The sequence below is a fragment of the Clostridium sp. genome, assembly GCF_036781005.1.
Classification (GTDB): domain Bacteria; phylum Bacillota; class Clostridia; order Clostridiales; family Clostridiaceae; genus Clostridium_B.
The window spans coordinates 62,440-80,453 of the sequence record NZ_DAIQBT010000001.1; the positions used below are offsets into that span (position 1 = coordinate 62,440).

The window sequence follows — 18,014 nt, forward strand, 5'->3', positions numbered from 1 at the left end:
CTTTTTTAAGACTTTTTTGTATTTTCATTATCTGATTTTTTGTCTTTATTTTTTTGAACCTTAAAAGATTGAGATTTTTTTATTTTATTACCTGCATCTTGAAATTGATTAGTTTGCTTTTTTAATCTAATAATGGCAATTATAGATATTATTATTAAAATTAGGGCTATCAAAAGTATCCACCATGGAAGTCCTGATTTATTTTCAGTCATTTGTACAATAGAACTGAAAGTAACTGGTATTTTATCATTTGCTGGATCATTAACTTCTACATTATTAATTGAAAGTGTATTGTCAATAATAGAAATTTGTTCTGATATTTTTTGTAAAGTATCCATATTGCTTAAAACTGATTGAAGTGATTTTATATTGGAATTATTATCATAAGCTAGTACATATATTCTTTTATAAAAATTCCAAGGAGATCTAATTACTTGAATTATTGTTTTATTTTTTAAAATCTCTGGTACTATATTAAGATTCTCTTTGATTTTAAATTTATTGTTTCCTAATGGAATTATGGGAATTGAGTTTTTAATTTTGTCCGGAAGATTGATATTATTAAATGAACCTATAAAAATCATATCTGTATCTTTCTGTTCTTTTGTCATTGAAGTATTGTCATTTAATATATCAAAATCAAAGGTCTCTTTAAAATTTTGTCCTATACGGCTAGCAATAATTGCCGATACATTTAAATTGTCATTATCAGTATTTTTCGAAAATGATATTAAAATTTTAGGCTGCTTATCGGTATTATATAAATTGAAATATGGAAAGTTATCTAGTGATGGCTGAATACTTGATTTTCCAGGAATTAAACGTATTTCGGAATCAGAATTTATACATGTCCATGCACTGTCATAATAATCTTTTGAACAATCTATTTTCCCTATATAGTTATAGACTTCAATATCTACTTTTATTATTGATTTTTTTAAAGCACTATCTGGAATTTCAACTTTTAAATTGCCATCTTCTGAATTAGATTCTGACAGTTTGGAGCTATTTATAACTTTTCCGTCTATATATATAGTAATTAGAGAGTTATCTGAAAGTAGTATCTTTGAGTGTTTGAATTTTAAATTTATATAAGAACCTTTTGCGGCCTGTACACCATTAGGCTGAAAAAATGAAAAACTAGTTTTTTGATGGAATGCTCCAGCTAAATTTATGTCGGAATATCCCCAATCGGAAAATTTATATATGCCATCCTCGTTTTTGATAAATTTATTGTATTTAGTGGTTATATTGGAATCTACAGCCAGTGAGTTGCTTTTTACTTGATTTAAAAGTGCATTATTAGAAATAAAATCGGTAGCTTTACCAATTCCAGCTGAGTTTTCACCACTTATTACAGTATTGAAATAGGGAGTTTCTTTAGTTATATCTGAAATTGATAAAAATCCTTGATTTGGGGTTAATTGAGTTTTTGGTAAAATTAAACTTTTATTTTCTTTTAATTCTTTTGTTGGTGCAATGAATATAGAATTTACAGCAAATTTTTGATTTAGGTCACCTTCTGTAACATTGTAATTTATAAGAGTTCTATCTGGATATGAACCACCAATAGAAGAACTTAATTTTAAAAGATTTGAGACTAAATTATTATTCTGAGATTTAGGTAGTACAAAATTAGCTATCAAAGATTGTTTATCACTAAAATCCTCAAAATATGCAGAATAAAATTCTGAAAGTGATGGTGAATATACACTTTTATCTGAAATATATAATTTCGAATCATTATATAGAGTAACCCAGTTGCCTAGATTATCAATATCAGCACAGTCACCTATTATAGAGCGGTGATTGCTTTCAATTTTAATGGTATTTAGTTCCCCTAATTTTAATGTATTAAGGGGGATATTTATTTTCCAAAAACCATAGTATGTTTTTTGTATATTATTTATCAATTCTGTGGTAATAGGGATATCATTAACACTTAAAGACATATTTGAAAGTTCATTTATTAATGTGTTAGAAATAGCATAATGTATAATTACATAGCAGTCATCGTTTAATACAGCGTATTTAGGAATTTTAAAGAAAAATGATGATGAATTTTTAGGCATGGTAAAGTTTTGATTTTTATCAAAAAGTTGTAGACCATAGCAGTGCATGGGAGCATTGTCCTCTGCCGCAGCTAATACGTTTCCATTTAAAAGTATAAAAGAAATTAACAAACTTACTGCAATTATAAAAAGGGATTTTTTAAACACTTTTGTCCTCCTTTAAGTATTTTTATTTAAAATTGTGTTGTTTCGTTTTGATGTCAATCCATGGTGAGTTTTTTCCCAATAAAAAGGGTTTTTAATAAGCTGAAATAATGCCTTATATGCAGCAACACTCATTAATATCCAATAAATAGGGGTTAGAAGTGCATATTTAATTAATCCGTAAGAAAATGGCTGTTCTTTTTTAAGTGCACAATCCCTTATTACCCAATACATACCAATTGCATTGGTATATATAAAAATAAAGTTTCCAAAAAAAAGTTGAATTGCTGCTATATGATAAAATATTCCAGGAAATAAAGAATTTATCCATAAAGCCTTAGTAGCATACCACCATATAAGCATTAACCAAAAAAATGGATTAATAATAGGTAAGAGGGGTGTACCCAACACCATAGCTTGATAGCCTATAAAACCTTCAAACCCCAGTGATTTATAAAGTTGTATGGGGTGTCTCATATGTACAAGCCATGTCTGCATATATCCTTTTATCCATCTAGATCTTTGTCTAATCCAGTTTTTTAAATGTGAATTTGCTTCTTCCCAGGTACGAGAATCTACCACTCCAGTTTTATATCCTTTTTTAAAAAGTCTTACACCTAAATCTGCATCTTCTGTAACATTAAAGGGATCCCAGGCACCAACTTCTCTTAAAAAATCTATCTTAAAATGGTTAGATGTTCCACCAAGTGGTATAGGTGTTTTTAATTGCATAATACCAACTAAAAGAAGTTCAAACCACATACTATATTCCTGGGTAAACCATTTTGTTAGTATATTCTGATTACTATTAAAATAATTAAGTTTAGCTTGTATACATACGAATTCATCAGGTAACTTTTTATAGCAAAGATAAACTTTTTTTAATTGATCCGGTTCCGGTCTATCCTCGGCATCATATATAACAACATATTCTCCTTTTGCTCTAATTAATCCATAATTACATGCTTTTGGTTTCGTTTTAGGAGTGGAGTTTGGGACTACAATAGCTCTATAATTATTTGGTAAATTCATATCTTTTATAACATCAATAGTTTCAATATCATCTTCTTCAAGAAGTATACAAACATCTAATTTATACTGAGGATAATCAATATTCTGTATATTTTTTATTAAATCCTTGATAACTTCTGATTCCTTATAAACTGGAACGAGTATAGTGTATATGGGGAGTTCTTTTTCATCAATTTTATCTAATTCTTCCTGTGTGAATATCAATTGGGCATTTTTATTGGCACCTTTTATGATGATTAGGAGCTTTAATGCTGCCATAATCGCGTAAATAGCTTGAAAAAAAAGATTTAGTAAAAAAAATGTGCATTTATAATTCAAAACTATCATAAAAATAAGTACTGATATAATAAATATTACAACTACTCTCTGGTTGTTAGAAAAAGTTACTATGGCGGAATTTTCCGGTTGCTCGTCATACAACTCAAACACACTTTTTTCTGTTTGAGTATAGCTATAAGCTTCATCCCAAAAGTTATCTATTTCAATCATTGTAGCTAAAACTTGCTCTACAGGTTTATCTAAATATAATTGAATTTTTTTAATATCATCATCAGAAAGTATTTCACTTACTGCAAGTAGATACGAATTTTCTCTATCATTTATAATTATGGCATTATATTTAAGAGCTATTTCATAAGGTATTTTTTTTAAATTTTTAAAATTAATGTTTCTTCCTACTCTTCCTACGTTGTTTTGAGTAGCTAAGTCCCTGTATAAATCTTCTGGTGTTATGTATTTCAAAAATAAAAGTACATCACCCAATTTACCTCCACTTTTTTTTTGAAGTTCTAGTGCTTCATCAAGTTGTTCTTTTGTTATCTTGCCCTTTTCCATAAGTAATTCACCTATAGGTATTTTGGGTCTATTATCTATGGCTAAAAAATCATCCAATTGTTTTTGGGTAATGTATTTTAGGTATACAAGAATGTCACCTATACGTCCACCATTATCATTTTGATAATTCATAGCATTAATTAATTGTTTTTGATTGATTAATTTTGATTGAATTAACCTCTCTCCGAGTCTTGAAAATTTACTTGTATTTATAAAATATTCTAGATCTTTTGATGTTATAAAATTATTTTCAATTAATATATTACCAATAAGTCCACCATGTTCTTTCTGGTATTCAACAGCAAATTTTAGTTGTTCTTCAGTTATATATCCTCTGTTCAAAAGCTTAGTACCAATTTTTCCCGTACTCTCTGACATTTTATATCACCTTCTAATCAATAACTTGGAATATTTTATATCCTTCAAATTCTTTTTTTAAAGTACACCAATCAGTTCCCTGCCTATATAGGGAAGGATATTTTTTATTAAATGAATCCAATACTCCAATACCATTATCAGGATCGGGTACTATTATATATTTAATTCCATATTTGGCCGGGTAATTTAAATATTTATTAAAATTCAAATTACTACTGACAACAATATTATCGATATTTTTAATATTGAGAATAATTGCAGAAGTTAAAAATGAATCCATCATTACTTTATCATCTGGAAGTTCTTCATTTATATATTCAGATATCTGCGTACATTGTTCACTAACTACAACATAATGTTCCTCTATAGCAATAACCGGACTGGAAAGAGCTATTACAGTTGATATAGATGAAATAATTAAAAATACACATAATATGTTAAAAAACAATGGCTGTAATGTTTTTTTAAATTCTGATAATTCATATGGAATCCATGCAATACATATTGGCAAAGAGTAAGAAAAAAATCTAAGCCATCCATAAGAACTTCCTTTTATAAGCATTAGAAAATGAAAAATTATCATAGATATTATAAGTACAAATAAAATAAAAAAATCATTTTTTACTAATCTTTTAGTTGTTAACCTGGTTATGATAATTGCAAAGAATGGAGGTAAAAATGGCAGGGCTCTTTTAAGGATATACAATATAATTTCTAAATAAGAACCAGCAGGTTTAGTAAATTGGCTTTGAGTTGCATTAGAATAAACAGAATTTAAAAAATAAAAGGGGTTTCCGGTAATTGTCCAATTCAAGAATATCCATATCAATATTGTATAAAGTATAGGTGCGTATAAAACAATGGTTGTCCCTTCTGCATAATAATATTTTTCCCTTTTTAAATTATGTGGGATAAACTTTTTTTCTTTTTCATTAAAAAATATATTTATCAAAACCCCAATACCAACTGCTGCTGAAAATGGTATTGCTTCATATCTGCATAAAAAAGCTACTGCTAGAGCAAATGAAATTTTTACAATATACTCTGGTTTTCCCTTTTTCATCCACAAAGTCATATTGGTTACTATATAAATAATGGCTAGGAAAAAGGGTTCCTCGCTCATTCCATTCATTCCATAAAAAAATATGAATGGATTTGTAATATATAAAAGAATTATACATATTGAATATTTTCTCTGTATGTTGAATTTTGTAAAAGTTTTAAGTAATAGCACGGCACTAAAGCCAGCTGAAATTGAAGTTATTATTACAGCTGAAATACCTGATGAAACAATTGGTCTCCAGATTTTAGATAACGCCACAAATGGCAATTGAAGTATACTTGGCAGTGGATTCCATACAAAACCAATAGATGCAAGCCTGATAGGTTTTACATAAAGAACATAAAAAGCATTAGCAGTTCTGCTAAAAGCATCATTTAGTAATATACCTTTAAAATAACTAAAATAAATACCGGCAATAAATTCAGTTATAAATACAACTAAAAATAGTAGTAATGAAGATTTTGTTTGTAGTTTTAAAAATATACTTTTATTATAACTTTTTGCCATAGTTATTTAAAAGCTCCTTAAATTATTTCTCCATGTCCATAATCTATTTAAATTATAATTCCATAATACTGCACCTAAAATACCTCCTAAATTTGAAATGTTGTAATTGATTTTCAGTTTATAGTGTAAGGAATATAATATAACTATATTTATAATTATTCCACATGATGATATAGTAAAAAATTTTAAAATTTCTAAAATGATTTTTTCGGTTTTTTTGTCTTTCCATGTAATATTTCTATTTAAAATAAAGTTTCCAAACATAGCAATTAGTGCTGAAAGCGTTCCTGAAATACTTATATTAACTCCATAAAATATAAAAATATTATAAAATATCATATTTATAAGTACACCTAGAGAACCTATCATTGCAAATATAAATATTCTTCTATCATCTACACTATACAATACTAATCTAAATATATGTTTTAAATAGTTTATCTGTTCAATAAAGGACATTTTTGAATTTCCATAACTTCTTTTTTCAAATTTATAGGGTATTTCTTTTATTTTATTATATTTTGCCCTTACTAAAATTTCTATAAGTATTTTCCATCCTATAGGATTTAAAATAACATCATCCAATATATTTTTTTTGAATGCAAAAAATCCACTGGTGGGATCACTTATATTTTTTAATTTACTTAAAAATATTTTTCCAATAATGGATGCTGTATTTGAAATTATTTTTCTGGAAATAGTTAAACCATTTTTGTCTTCATCAGTTAAATGTCTACTTGGAATTACTATGTCCCAACCTTCTTCTACATACTTTATCATTTCTGGAAGTAATTCAGGAGGATGTTGTAAATCTCCATCCATGACAACAATTATGTCTCCCTTACTCATATTTATTCCACAAACTACAGCGGTTGACAAACTTCTTTTTCCTATTCTATGAGAATATCTTATATTTTTATGTGTAGAGTTTAAACTTTTTAAGTATTCCGGTGTATTATCTAAACTATCATCTATAAATATAATTTCGTAGTTATAAATGTTATTAAGGGCATTCTTTATTCTATCTGTTATTTTTATAACATTTATTTTCTCATTAAATGTAGGTATTATTATACTTACCATATGATCCCCCTAAAAATTATATTCCTTTATTTAATTTTATATGTTTGTACAATTATTTTTAATCTTATATTTATAGTTTATTAAAGTTATAAAATAAAAAAACAATAAAATTTATTAGTCTTAAAAACTAGTAAACTTTATTGGTGGGTTGCACTATTAGCTCCAAATTCCCAAAGTGCCCAAGTAAAAAGGAATGTTTCATTGCTCCCAACTGTAGTGGTATGTAATTGTTTAAATATTGATATATACTTAAATATTATCATGGCGTAAAAATTTTGTCAATATGTAATTTTTTGAATAAAATTACGAAATTAAAAAAGTATATTGTAGCTTCTATGTTGAACTAGGTTAAAATAATAGGGGATTATAAAGCAAAAATACTCCTGCAAATGAAAGAATGAGATAAAAGTCAGCTTCGTAGTAAGCTAGAAAAGATAGCCTTTTATCTGAACTATAAAATTCTTTCTTATGACTATCCTTAAATAACTTTTTAAATAAAGAATAAATTATCCATCCTAAAAATGATCCAATTGTATTCATCATTAAATCATCTATATCAGTAGAACGCATATTCAAAAGTTGGCTTAATTCAATTATCAATGAAAAAAGTAATGCTGTACCTATTACTTTTCTAGGTGATTTGAATTGTCTCCAGATAAATGGTAGTAAAAAACCAAGAGGCATGAACATTATGATATTTGCCAAATGAGTTGCAATACCTCCAGAAATAGAACTAAATGGCAGCAAATTAAGTTTAGTTAATATATAAATGGTTTCATGTAATTTGGTATAATGTGTAAATTCATAATTAGTTCCAATACCAGTACAAATAAATACAAGGATTATATATATGTAAAAAATATAGACCCATACAAAATGGCTTAAACCATACCTGTGGCCATTTTTATGTTCTTTTTTAATCATAATTATTTGAAATATAACACAAAAGAATATAACACATAGGTACTCATAACTTTATAGCTATAGTAAACATAATAATTTCATCTCCAATTAGTATGATTTTTAGTCTTACAGTATATATAACGATTTTAAAATATAAATTACTTCATAGTATGTGAAACAAGGGTATTTTACCATTTTAAATAAATACCCTTCTTAAAGTCTATTTCAATACATACTGGGCTAGTACACTTTGAAGCTCATATATATTTAGACTTTTATTGAATTGTTTTTCTATAGGTAGCTGGGTTCCTGAGATCCAAATTTTTAGTTCTGCATCTAAATCAAAATTTCCCGATGTTTCTATGCTGAAGTGAGTAATGTTTTTATATGGAATTGAATGGTATTCTGTTTTCTTACCAGTAACTCCTTGTTTATCCACTAATATAAGTCTTTTATCTGTAAAGATAAACATATCACGAATTAATTTATATGCTTTTTCAACATTTTCTGAAGAGGTCAATATATTATCAAAATCTTTTTGTACCTGATTTATATTTACTTCAGAGGCATTTCCCATTATACCGTCAAATAATCCCATTTAATTTTCCTCCAATTAATTATAATATTATGATTAAACTTAATTATATAGGATAAAAGGTTAATGGTCAAAATATACCTTTTTTAAACTTTAAAAAGTGAAAATAAATATTGTCTAAAGATATGTTTTTTAATAAATATGGCTTCTTTATATATAATTTTAATTTATAAGGGAACAATATATTTGTAAAAAAGTTTAAGGAGGGAATTTTTATGACAGCTGGCGAAAAACAATTGGATTCCGGTAATTTAAAAGTATTAAAGGATCAAATTGGATATGAAGCACTGATGAATAGGAAATTTAATGATTATTCGGGAAAGTGCGGCGATATTCAAATAAAGAACTTGTGCAATGAAGCTGCCCAGGTTCACAGACAAAATTTTGTTTCTTTAAAAACATACTTGGATTCACATCAATAAAAGAGAGGAGAATTAGAATTATGGATGAAAAGGAGCTTATGCAAGACCTTTTGACAAGTGAAAAACAGGTCATTTCAGCCTATAGTACAGGAATAACGGAAACTTCCTGTGTCAATTTAAGAAATACCCTGGTAAACAATTTTAAGAATGCCCAGGATGTTCAATATAAAATTTTTGACACTATGAGACAAAAAGGATGGTATCCTACAAAGGATGCTCAGACATCAGAAGTACAACAATTAAAGGATCAGTCCAATCAAATCATGAGTTCATTAAAATAAGGAATATAAGGAGTATGTATTTTTTAGATACATACTCCTTATATTTTTTAGTATAGGTGAGTTTAAGAATTATTTCACAAACATAATAAATATTGTAGAAACCGCTCCAAAAATTTTGGATTTATCGTATAATGTTAATAAGATGACAGCATATTATGATAAAAAATGTCTTCAATTATATAATACATAGAGGAAGGGAAGGGTGTTTATGCCTTATATAGGTTCAAGAGTTACAATGGAACTTTCAAAAGAGAAAAAGGAAGAACTGAAGAAAAAAATGGGAGAAATTATTGCTAAAATTCCAGGAAAATCTGAAGAGTGGCTTATGATAAGTTTTGATGATAATAAAACTATTTATTTCAGAGGAAAAGAAATGGATAAGGCAGCTTTTGTGCAGGTTAAGATATTTGGAACTACTGAAAGAGAATATAAAAGCAAAGTTACCCAATTGATATGTGATCTTTATGAAAAAGAGCTCCATATACCTGGAGACAGCATATATATAACTTTTAGTGAAGTGAAGGATTGGGGCTTTAACGGTAAAATGTTCTAAATGATTTAGGTATGGTAATAGTTTAAGGAGGATTATTTATGGAAGATAAAAAACAAGATGAGCTTGAAGAGTTAAGTAATGAAGTGGACATAATACTCTCATACAAAGATGTCATATCCAAAGAGGAAATAAATAATTTTGTAAATAAATTCTCCTTATTATCTGAATATGATATAAGAGAAAAGATAAGTGAGTTAACGGGGAATAATATATATATACAGGAATTTAATAATAAAGTTATAAAAGAAGAAAGTGAAAATATAGAAAAAATAAAGGACGTGGAAAAAGAGAATACAGAGTCAGTATATACTATCTCTGAAGAGCTTTCAGAGGAAAAAATGTGCAAGGATAAACCCTTGAATAACCAGGAGAAAGTATTTGACATAAATAATATTCCAGAAGTTTCCTTTATAAGAGCTGAAGTGAAGTATGGCCAGCTTTCCCTAGAGTGGGGATGGCCCCGAGGCATAGAAAAAGTAATGCTGTGCTATAGAATGGATAAGTTTCCCTTAAACTCAAGAGATTCCTCCTGTTGTCGTATTTTGATGGAGAGAAAAGGCAGTTCCACTATAGGAGATTATACCATGGAAAAGGTGCTGGAGAGAAATTACTATTTTTCTATTTATACCTTAGTAGAACAAGGGGAAAAAGTTATATTTTCTCAAGGACAAAGAAGACTTGTGGTAAATAAAATACCAGAGGAAATATTCTACGAAATAAAAATAAAAAGAAATATTTTAGGAAAATTAAAAACTGCAGAATTAGTTTTATCCACAGATAAAAAAGAAATAAATATTCCACCTCTTGTGCTGGTGGGAAGAGTGGGAAATATGCCTCTTCAAAAATCCCAGGGAGAAAGTCTTGTTACCACGGATTATGAAACTCTTACCAAGGATGAAAACTTGTTTTTTTCTATACCTGCTGGTAGTATAGGGAGAAATATGTATGTGAAATTGTTTTTTATGGAGGATGAAAATAGCAAAAGGTATAGAATAATATCTCCTGCAAAGGATAAACTGTATTTTAAATAATTTTAGATATGGCTGCATACCAAGGAGGATTTAGCATGAAGTTTAATTTAAAAAAGAAATATTATTATATATGTCCCTATTGTTTTTCAAAGCATAATTTAAGTGATGTGAATTTTATGTGCAAAAATGATCCCGATATATGTAAAAATGCAAGAGAAGGTATCCTGTTAAAACCGGATATGGGAGAAAGTAAAAATGAAATAGTAGATTCTATGATCTGCAATGAATGTGGGGAGAGAACTCATGTGAAAATATGTCCAACCTGTAAGGAAGAATTGCCCTTTGCTATAGGACAATATGATGATTTGGTGTTTGCTGTAATTGGGGCAAAAGAGGCAGGAAAAAGTCATTATATAGCAGTTTTAATAAATAAAATAATGAATGAAATAGGGTCTGCCTTTAATTGCAGTCTCTCTGCGGTAAATGATGCCACCATAAACAGATACAGAAATGATTTTTATAATCCCGTTTTTAAAAGAAATGAGCTTATAAGGGTAACTCGTTCAGCTAAAACAGATTCTTCTGTAAAACAGCCTCTCATATACAATCTTACATTTAAGGAACAGGGAATTATAGGGAAATTTTTTAAAAGCAGAAGAATAAGTAATGTAGTTACCATTGCTTTTTTTGATACTGCAGGTGAGGATTTGGATTCTGAAGATACCATGAAAACTGAAAATAGGTATATATATAATTCCTCTGGTATAATATTTCTTCTTGATCCGCTGCAATTAGAAAATGTAAGGGAAAGACTGCCGGAGGGAACAGCCCTTCCAGAGGAAAATACAAAAATAGAAGATTTGCTCTCAAGAACTGCAAATTTAATCAGAAAGGCAAATGGCATAAAAGTGAATAAGCTTATAGACATACCCGTGGCTGTGGCTTTTTCAAAAATGGATGCAGTGGAATCTTTAATAGACCCTTCAAGCAGTATAAATTATCCAAGTAAACACATAAGCAAGGCCTGTTTTGACTTATCAGATTTTGAAGATATGAATGGAACTATGGAATCCTTGGTGAGAAGTTGGGGAGGGGAAAACTTTGCAGAGCAGTTAAGTTTGAATTTTAAAGAATATGGATATTTTGGGTTAACTGCCCTTGGGTGTGACTCCAGGGATGGAAAAATAACAAAATTAAGACCTCACAGGGTAGAAGATCCATTTTTGTGGCTTTTGTATAAATATAAACTGATAAGGGGAGAAAAGAGGAAGTGATATGAGTTATGGCAATTAAACAACTTTTTTATACTTCATGCAAAAGAGGGCTGTCTTCTGGTATGGGCTTTCAAACATACTCTATGTCAGAGGGTATTACAGAGGAAGAGAGAAAAGAAATTGAAAGCTATTGTGTATATGTACCTCCAGACAACCTACCTACACTGCCTTCTCAGGATGAAATAGATAAATTGTTTCCACTGTCTTTTTCCTATTTCAGACTGAAAAATAATAAATACTGTATATGCAGCAGCAAATATATAGGCAAGGATTATTCGGGAAGATACGGAAATTATTTTTGTCATGTACTCATATCCGAAAAACCCTGGGATTTTTACCCTATAGAACTTTATGGTTCTCCTGTTTTTAGAACACATCTTACAAAGGAAGAACAAAATAGAGAAAAAACCCGCTATCTTCCAGAACTTGAAGAAATATCAGTAGGCAATATAGTTAATTTTGATACCATAAGTGAATTTCTTAAAAAGGAAATAGTAGATAAAAAAAGGAAATTTTTTATACAGCTTATGGAATCCCTTCTAGATTATAGTGAAAGTAAAAAAACAATAATATGTTGTGACCAAAAAGGTAATATGCCCTTTTGGATTGGAGCGGTTTTAATGTGTATACCTCAAAAATTGGCCAGCCAGTTCAGCTTTACCACTTATTCTTACAATCCCCAGGACTTAAACTATATAATTTGTGGTGTAGACAAAAATGGAAGTAAATTTAATTTTAAAGAAGGACAAAAATCCTATAGATACTCTATCCATGATTTCTCAGAAGAGATTAAAGAGGTCAGTGGCAGTAGCAGTAGTTTTATAAAATTGGCTGAAGTAGGGTATACGGTGTCTAAGGAAATATTCATGCCCTTTATAGATTTTATAAGTGAGTTTGAATATAATTTTTTGGACAAGAATATAGATAATTCTGTAAGTTTGTACAATATGGTAAAAAAAGGGGTACAGAGATCAAGTATTGAAAATATTAAAAAGGCATTGAGTTTTGCAATTGGATATAAATCTAAAAAAGCTTACGATGAAATCTTTAAATTGCTTGATCCAAACCTGGATAAGATAAGCACCCAGGTGGACTTAGAACTTTTGGAGATAATAACAAAATTTCTATTCAAAGCTGGGCAGGAAGTAGGCAATAGGAAGTATATAACAAAAACTTATGAATTCTTTTTTAATTCTGTTCATTATCTTCTGGTAGATGTTGAAGAGATTCCCCAGCAGGATATAATAGATTTATATGATAGAATAAGAACAGTTTATAATGTAGAACAGTTTACGAGAGCTTCACTTAATATAGATAGAATAAAAGATATTGAAATCTATGTCCGGGGAGGAAAGGTGAGACATGCAAAGTTCTATTTCAATACTCTGGTAAGGGATATAATTGTGTTTAATGATAAAGCTGATGGCAAAAACAGAAAAGTTCTATTTGGCATGGAAGGGGAAAACAAGAATACAACTATTTTATTTAACAAGTGTCTTGAAATTTTAATAAAGTCCCCAGAAGATATTTTAGATATACTAAATTCCTTTAAAAGAGATTATGAATACTTTGCAAGGATAATTTTAAAAACCTATTATATAGGCAGTTATTCTAAAAGGCTTCAGGAAATTGGAGAGACTTTGGCAAATTTTATTATAGAAGAAGGGGATAAAGACAGCAGGTGGAAGAGCCAAATATATAATGAAATAAATAAATTAAAGGGCTCGGAAAGCTTTTTGTTTTCCATATATGTTTTTGAACTAAAAGAAAAAGTTGGTGAAGAAAATTTCTTTATAGATTACTGTGAGGAGGTATTTTATTTTTTCCAAGATTACAGGAAGAAAAAATTTTCAAAATGTCTTCAATTATATCTAAGCAGTAAGGATATTTCCCAGGAAGAATATAAGGAGATCATAGATTATATAGAGAAAAATTCTTTAATAAGCCTTATACATAAAAATGTACTTGAAAAACTTTTTACAAGTTTTGAAGAAAAAATTGGTATAGAACAGGGGGAGGAAGAATTTTATATTATAGAAAAGGCTGTATACATAAAAAAACAGTTTAAAATAAAGACTCCTCTTCACATATCAGAATTGCTGTATATAGGAAATAAAATTCAAAATTCCAAAGAGCAAAATAAAACTGCATTACTTAAAGAAATTAAAGTAGATTTTTCTCGCATGGATGAATGTGCCTATGAAAAATATTTAAGGTGGCTTCTATCTGGTATATGTGTATTCCTTAAAAATCCAGAAGAACATTTTAAAGTTAAAAAAATATTATTCTGTGAGGTGCATGCCAGTATTTTTTACAATGTATATATAGATACCCTGGAAGATATCATGTTTACCAAAAGGTATAAAGATGTGCTAAAGATTTATGGTATAGAAGGGTATAACCTGTTTTTAGATTTTATAATATGTACATTTAAAAATTTGGAGGATATGGAGGAAAACATAGCAGGGGTTTTAGATGATAGAATTATAAATATTCTTTCGAAAATTTCTGAAAGAAAATTAAAAGAGTATGATAGTTGCTTTAAAGAAAAGGTAAAAAAACTTGTACAGGTTGAACAAATTATCACAAAATGGCAGTATATTATAATCAAAGTACAGGAAAAGAATAAAAACAAAAGCCGGTTTAATTTTTTTAAAAGACAATAGGAATAATATTAATTAACTGCCAGGAGGTGATTTTTAAGAGATATGCTTGATTTTATTTCATTGGTATTTTTAGGTACAGCAGGTATAATTGCAGGGATGGTTTGTGGATTTTTTAAATGTGCCTTAAGCTATTTTAAAGCTTTTGAATATAGTTTTAGTAGAAAGTATTCCCTTAATACCAAGGCAAAATTCGGGGAACCTGCACAAGAAAAATATTTTTTCAGGAAACAATATGAGGATTTGTCAAATACTTATGAAAGTGCAAAATCTATTAACAGCGGTAATATTTTAATGTTAAAAAACAGACTTAATACAAAATCCTATTTTACCTATTACAAGTTAAAAACTTGTGAAAAAGTAATATATGTATTAGGTAATTTAATAAATGCAATCTGTGTTTCAATACATTTTTTAATAATAACGATTATAAGCAGTCCTATTTATGTGTTCTATTTTATAGTGTTTTGTGGTGAAAAGTTCAAATTTAAAAGAGGAAAAATAAGAGGGATATGTCCAAGTTGTCTTTCTCAATTTAATATACCCCACTATATATGTCCAAACTGTGGAAGAATTCATAAAATGCTCATTCCAGGGCCCTATGGTATAATAAAGAGAAGGTGTAAATGTAAAGAAGTAATTCCCTGTACCAATTTTGGGGGAAGGTATAAATTGAAGGCCCTTTGCCCTGTATGCGGAGAAGATATTGAAAGCAGAGAGTCTTCTCCACTGTGTATACCTGTGGTAGGGGCTGAATCTTCCGGGAAAACTTCCTTTGTATATTCTGCCATAAATACCTTAATGGATCATATTTCAAAGGAAAAAAATTGGAGCATATCATTTCTAAATGAAAGCTTTAAGTATACCCTCTTGAAAGATTTAGAATCTTTTAAGAGAGGTATTCCACCTAAAAAAACCTATAGCAATCAACTGAAGGTATATAATATTTTTATAAATTCACCTAAATTTTCAAGTGAAAAACTTCTATACCTTTATGATATTGGAGGGGAATATTTTAATTCAAAAGCCAATATAAGGACACAAAAACATTATAGGTATACTGAAGGGATGATTTTTGTCATAGATCCTCTTGGTATGGTGGGTACACAAAAATATATTTTGGGGAATGTATTTTTAAAGGACAGCATAAAGCATATAAATGTACATGATATTATAGATCGTTTTATACTGGCATTTAGGGAAATTAATGAAATTGAACCTAAAAAACTCATACCCATACCTTGTGCCATTATAATAAATAAAATGGATTTGTTTGGGTATAATGGACCTATAGAAGATTTCTTGCGGGAGATGGGGGAGGATGCCATAATAAAGAAGTTTGAATATAACTTTAAAAGGTATAAATTCTTTTCCAGCAGTCTGCTTCAATATGAAAAAACTGCAGCAGCAGGGGTTGTAAAGTGGATTTTAAGTGAGATAAATAGTGAGCTTAAATAAGGAGTGTATTATTGTGAATAACAAGACTAAATGGATTTTAGTTGTAATTTTAATATACGTACTTCAGATGGCTTGTATTCCTTTTTCAGGTGTTCTGGCAGCACAATGGGGAACAGGTATGGATGTTATCTTTGTACTGGATTCCAGTGGTTCCATGGCAGAAAGTGACCCTGAAAAAATAAGGGAAGAAGCTATAAAGATGTTTCTTGATATGGGTCAGATTGAAGGCAACAAGGCAGGGCTTGTTGCTTATTCGGATAGCATAGTAAGAGAACATAATTTAGACAGTATAAATTCAACGGAAGATAGAGATAGAATAAAGAGCATGGCCTCTGATATTTCTCTGGGGCAAAAAACAGATACGGGGTTGGGACTTTTAGAAGGGGTAAAATTAATGGAAAGTGGACATGAAGCTGGAAACAATCCTGTTATAATTTTATTATCAGATGGAAAAAATGATCCCCAAAGGAGTCAGGAACAGTCTTTAGGTGATTTGAAAAATGCCCTTGGAATCTGTAAAAGTAAAGGTTATCCTGTATATACCATAGGACTTAATTATAATGGAACTGTAGATAAAACACAGCTTGGTGACATATCAAGTTCCACTGGAGGTAAAAATTACATAACAAATACTGCTGCGGATCTTCCTGCAATTCTTAGGGATATATATGCAGATAATTCAAAGCTGAAGGTTCAAGAGGGAGGTACTATTAAAGCTAATGGAGATTTTCAGGAATTTAAGGTGAATATACCAAACTCAAATGTGCTTGAGGCAAATATTTCAATGCTTTCAAGTGCTCCTGTGGAAGTAAAACTTTTAGATCCTTCAGGAAGTGAGGTTTCCATACCTTCTAAAAATGCCCTTTTTACTTCATCTTCAAAATATTCAATGCTTAAGATTCTAAATCCTGTAAAGGGTCAGTGGACAGTTAAGGTTAAAGGAGTAAGTGGAAGTGACATAAAAGTAAGTTATATATTTAACTATGATATTCAACTAAAGGCAACTTTTACTCCCAAAAATCCAACTAAGGGAGACAAAGTGAAAGTTGAAGCTTATTTTACCAGTAACGGGGATAGGGTTAAGGATAATGAACTCTATAAAAATGTAAATGCAAAACTTATTGTTGAAAATTTAAAGGATAACTCCACCAAGGAAATACCCCTCACTCAAGAAGAAAATTTATTTAAAGGTGAGTACTCTTATCTGGAAGAGGGAAAATACAAGCTTAAAGTAAAAGTAGATGGAGATAGTTTTTATAGAGAAAGCAATACATTGGTTATAGGAGAAAATACTGAAGATAAGGCAGCGGCATCTGAGAACGGGTCAAAATCCTTTATTAAAAATCCCATAACTTTAACTGTAATTGGAATTATACTGGCTGTTATTTGTGCCTATATAATTATTATGGCGGTAAGAAAGAAACGTATCAGTGGATTTGGTCGTATAGAATTAAATATAAAAGATGAAAATACAGGGGAAGCTTTATCTCCCCAGTTTAGAAATTTAGATAGCTACAGAGGAAGCTTTACTTTGTTTGATGTACTTGGACTTAAAGAGGAATATTCAGAAACTGAATCCATAAAATTTGTATTTAGAAATGATGACAGCCTGGAGGTGATTAATAAATCACAGTGCAGCCTTCAAAGGTCTGGAAAAGTACTTGAAAACAGCCAAAAGGTAACACTTTATAATGGAAATAAAATAAAAGTGTTTTTAAATAAGGTTCCAAAGAGCATATTGGTGGAATTTCACGCAAAATAGGTATAGGAAAGGAAGATAG

14 protein-coding genes and 1 riboswitch are annotated in these 18,014 nt (G+C 29.3%); of the genes, 8 read left to right on the plus strand and 6 right to left on the minus strand.

The features are described from left to right. Positions 1-5 precede the first annotated feature (5 nt). From V7Q02_RS00280 to V7Q02_RS00305, 6 genes are all read right to left on the minus strand, one after another. Complete coding sequence (locus V7Q02_RS00280; RefSeq protein WP_333858951.1) at positions 6-2,219, minus strand: cellulose biosynthesis cyclic di-GMP-binding regulatory protein BcsB; 2,214 nt, start codon at positions 2,217-2,219, stop codon at positions 6-8. Positions 2,220-2,231: 12 nt separating this feature from the next. After that, positions 2,232-4,460, minus strand: a complete 2,229-nt coding sequence (locus V7Q02_RS00285; RefSeq protein WP_333858952.1) for a glycosyltransferase family 2 protein — start codon at positions 4,458-4,460, stop codon at positions 2,232-2,234. Positions 4,461-4,473: 13 nt separating this feature from the next. Then, positions 4,474-6,030 carry a hypothetical protein gene (locus tag V7Q02_RS00290; protein WP_333858953.1) on the minus strand — a complete coding sequence of 519 codons (1,557 nt, stop codon included), beginning with the start codon at positions 6,028-6,030 and terminating at the stop codon, positions 4,474-4,476. Positions 6,031-6,036: 6 nt separating this feature from the next. Continuing rightward, complete coding sequence (locus V7Q02_RS00295) at positions 6,037-7,113, minus strand: glycosyltransferase family 2 protein (protein WP_333858954.1); 1,077 nt, start codon at positions 7,111-7,113, stop codon at positions 6,037-6,039. Positions 7,114-7,247: 134 nt separating this feature from the next. After that, positions 7,248-7,331, minus strand: a riboswitch (cyclic di-GMP riboswitch). A 130-nt stretch (positions 7,332-7,461) separates the two neighbouring features. Beyond that, complete coding sequence (locus V7Q02_RS00300; protein ID WP_333858955.1) at positions 7,462-8,037, minus strand: VanZ family protein; 576 nt, start codon at positions 8,035-8,037, stop codon at positions 7,462-7,464. A 199-nt stretch (positions 8,038-8,236) separates the two neighbouring features. Next, positions 8,237-8,614, minus strand: coding sequence for a PH domain-containing protein (locus V7Q02_RS00305; RefSeq protein ID WP_333858956.1), 378 nt, complete (start codon positions 8,612-8,614; stop codon positions 8,237-8,239). 212 nt (positions 8,615-8,826) lie between these two features. On the opposite strand from V7Q02_RS00305, the gene V7Q02_RS00310 reads away from it, so the two are divergent. The 8 genes from V7Q02_RS00310 (at position 8,827) to V7Q02_RS00345 (ending at position 17,995) form a co-directional block, all read left to right on the plus strand. After that, positions 8,827-9,033: a hypothetical protein gene (locus tag V7Q02_RS00310; RefSeq protein WP_333858957.1), complete on the plus strand. Its 207-nt coding sequence runs from the start codon at positions 8,827-8,829 to the stop codon at positions 9,031-9,033. 20 nt (positions 9,034-9,053) lie between these two features. Continuing rightward, on the plus strand, positions 9,054-9,314 hold the full coding sequence (locus V7Q02_RS00315; protein ID WP_333858958.1) for a spore coat protein: 261 nt from the start codon (positions 9,054-9,056) through the stop codon (positions 9,312-9,314). A 208-nt stretch (positions 9,315-9,522) separates the two neighbouring features. Further along, complete coding sequence (locus V7Q02_RS00320; RefSeq protein ID WP_333858959.1) at positions 9,523-9,867, plus strand: phenylpyruvate tautomerase MIF-related protein; 345 nt, start codon at positions 9,523-9,525, stop codon at positions 9,865-9,867. A gap of 38 nt (positions 9,868-9,905) precedes the next feature. Then, positions 9,906-10,898, plus strand: coding sequence for a hypothetical protein (locus tag V7Q02_RS00325; RefSeq protein WP_333858960.1), 993 nt, complete (start codon positions 9,906-9,908; stop codon positions 10,896-10,898). Between the two features lie 35 nt (positions 10,899-10,933). Next, the gene (locus tag V7Q02_RS00330) at positions 10,934-12,112 is read left to right on the plus strand and encodes a hypothetical protein (protein WP_333858961.1); all 1,179 of its coding nucleotides are present in this window, start codon (positions 10,934-10,936) and stop codon (positions 12,110-12,112) included. A gap of 8 nt (positions 12,113-12,120) precedes the next feature. Next, positions 12,121-14,778: a GAP1-N2 domain-containing protein gene (locus V7Q02_RS00335; protein WP_333858962.1), complete on the plus strand. Its 2,658-nt coding sequence runs from the start codon at positions 12,121-12,123 to the stop codon at positions 14,776-14,778. Positions 14,779-14,820: 42 nt separating this feature from the next. After that, positions 14,821-16,233, plus strand: coding sequence for a TRAFAC clade GTPase domain-containing protein (locus V7Q02_RS00340; RefSeq protein WP_333858963.1), 1,413 nt, complete (start codon positions 14,821-14,823; stop codon positions 16,231-16,233). Between the two features lie 13 nt (positions 16,234-16,246). After that, on the plus strand, positions 16,247-17,995 hold the full coding sequence (locus tag V7Q02_RS00345) for a vWA domain-containing protein (protein WP_333858964.1): 1,749 nt from the start codon (positions 16,247-16,249) through the stop codon (positions 17,993-17,995). The last annotated feature ends 19 nt before the right edge of the window (positions 17,996-18,014 follow it).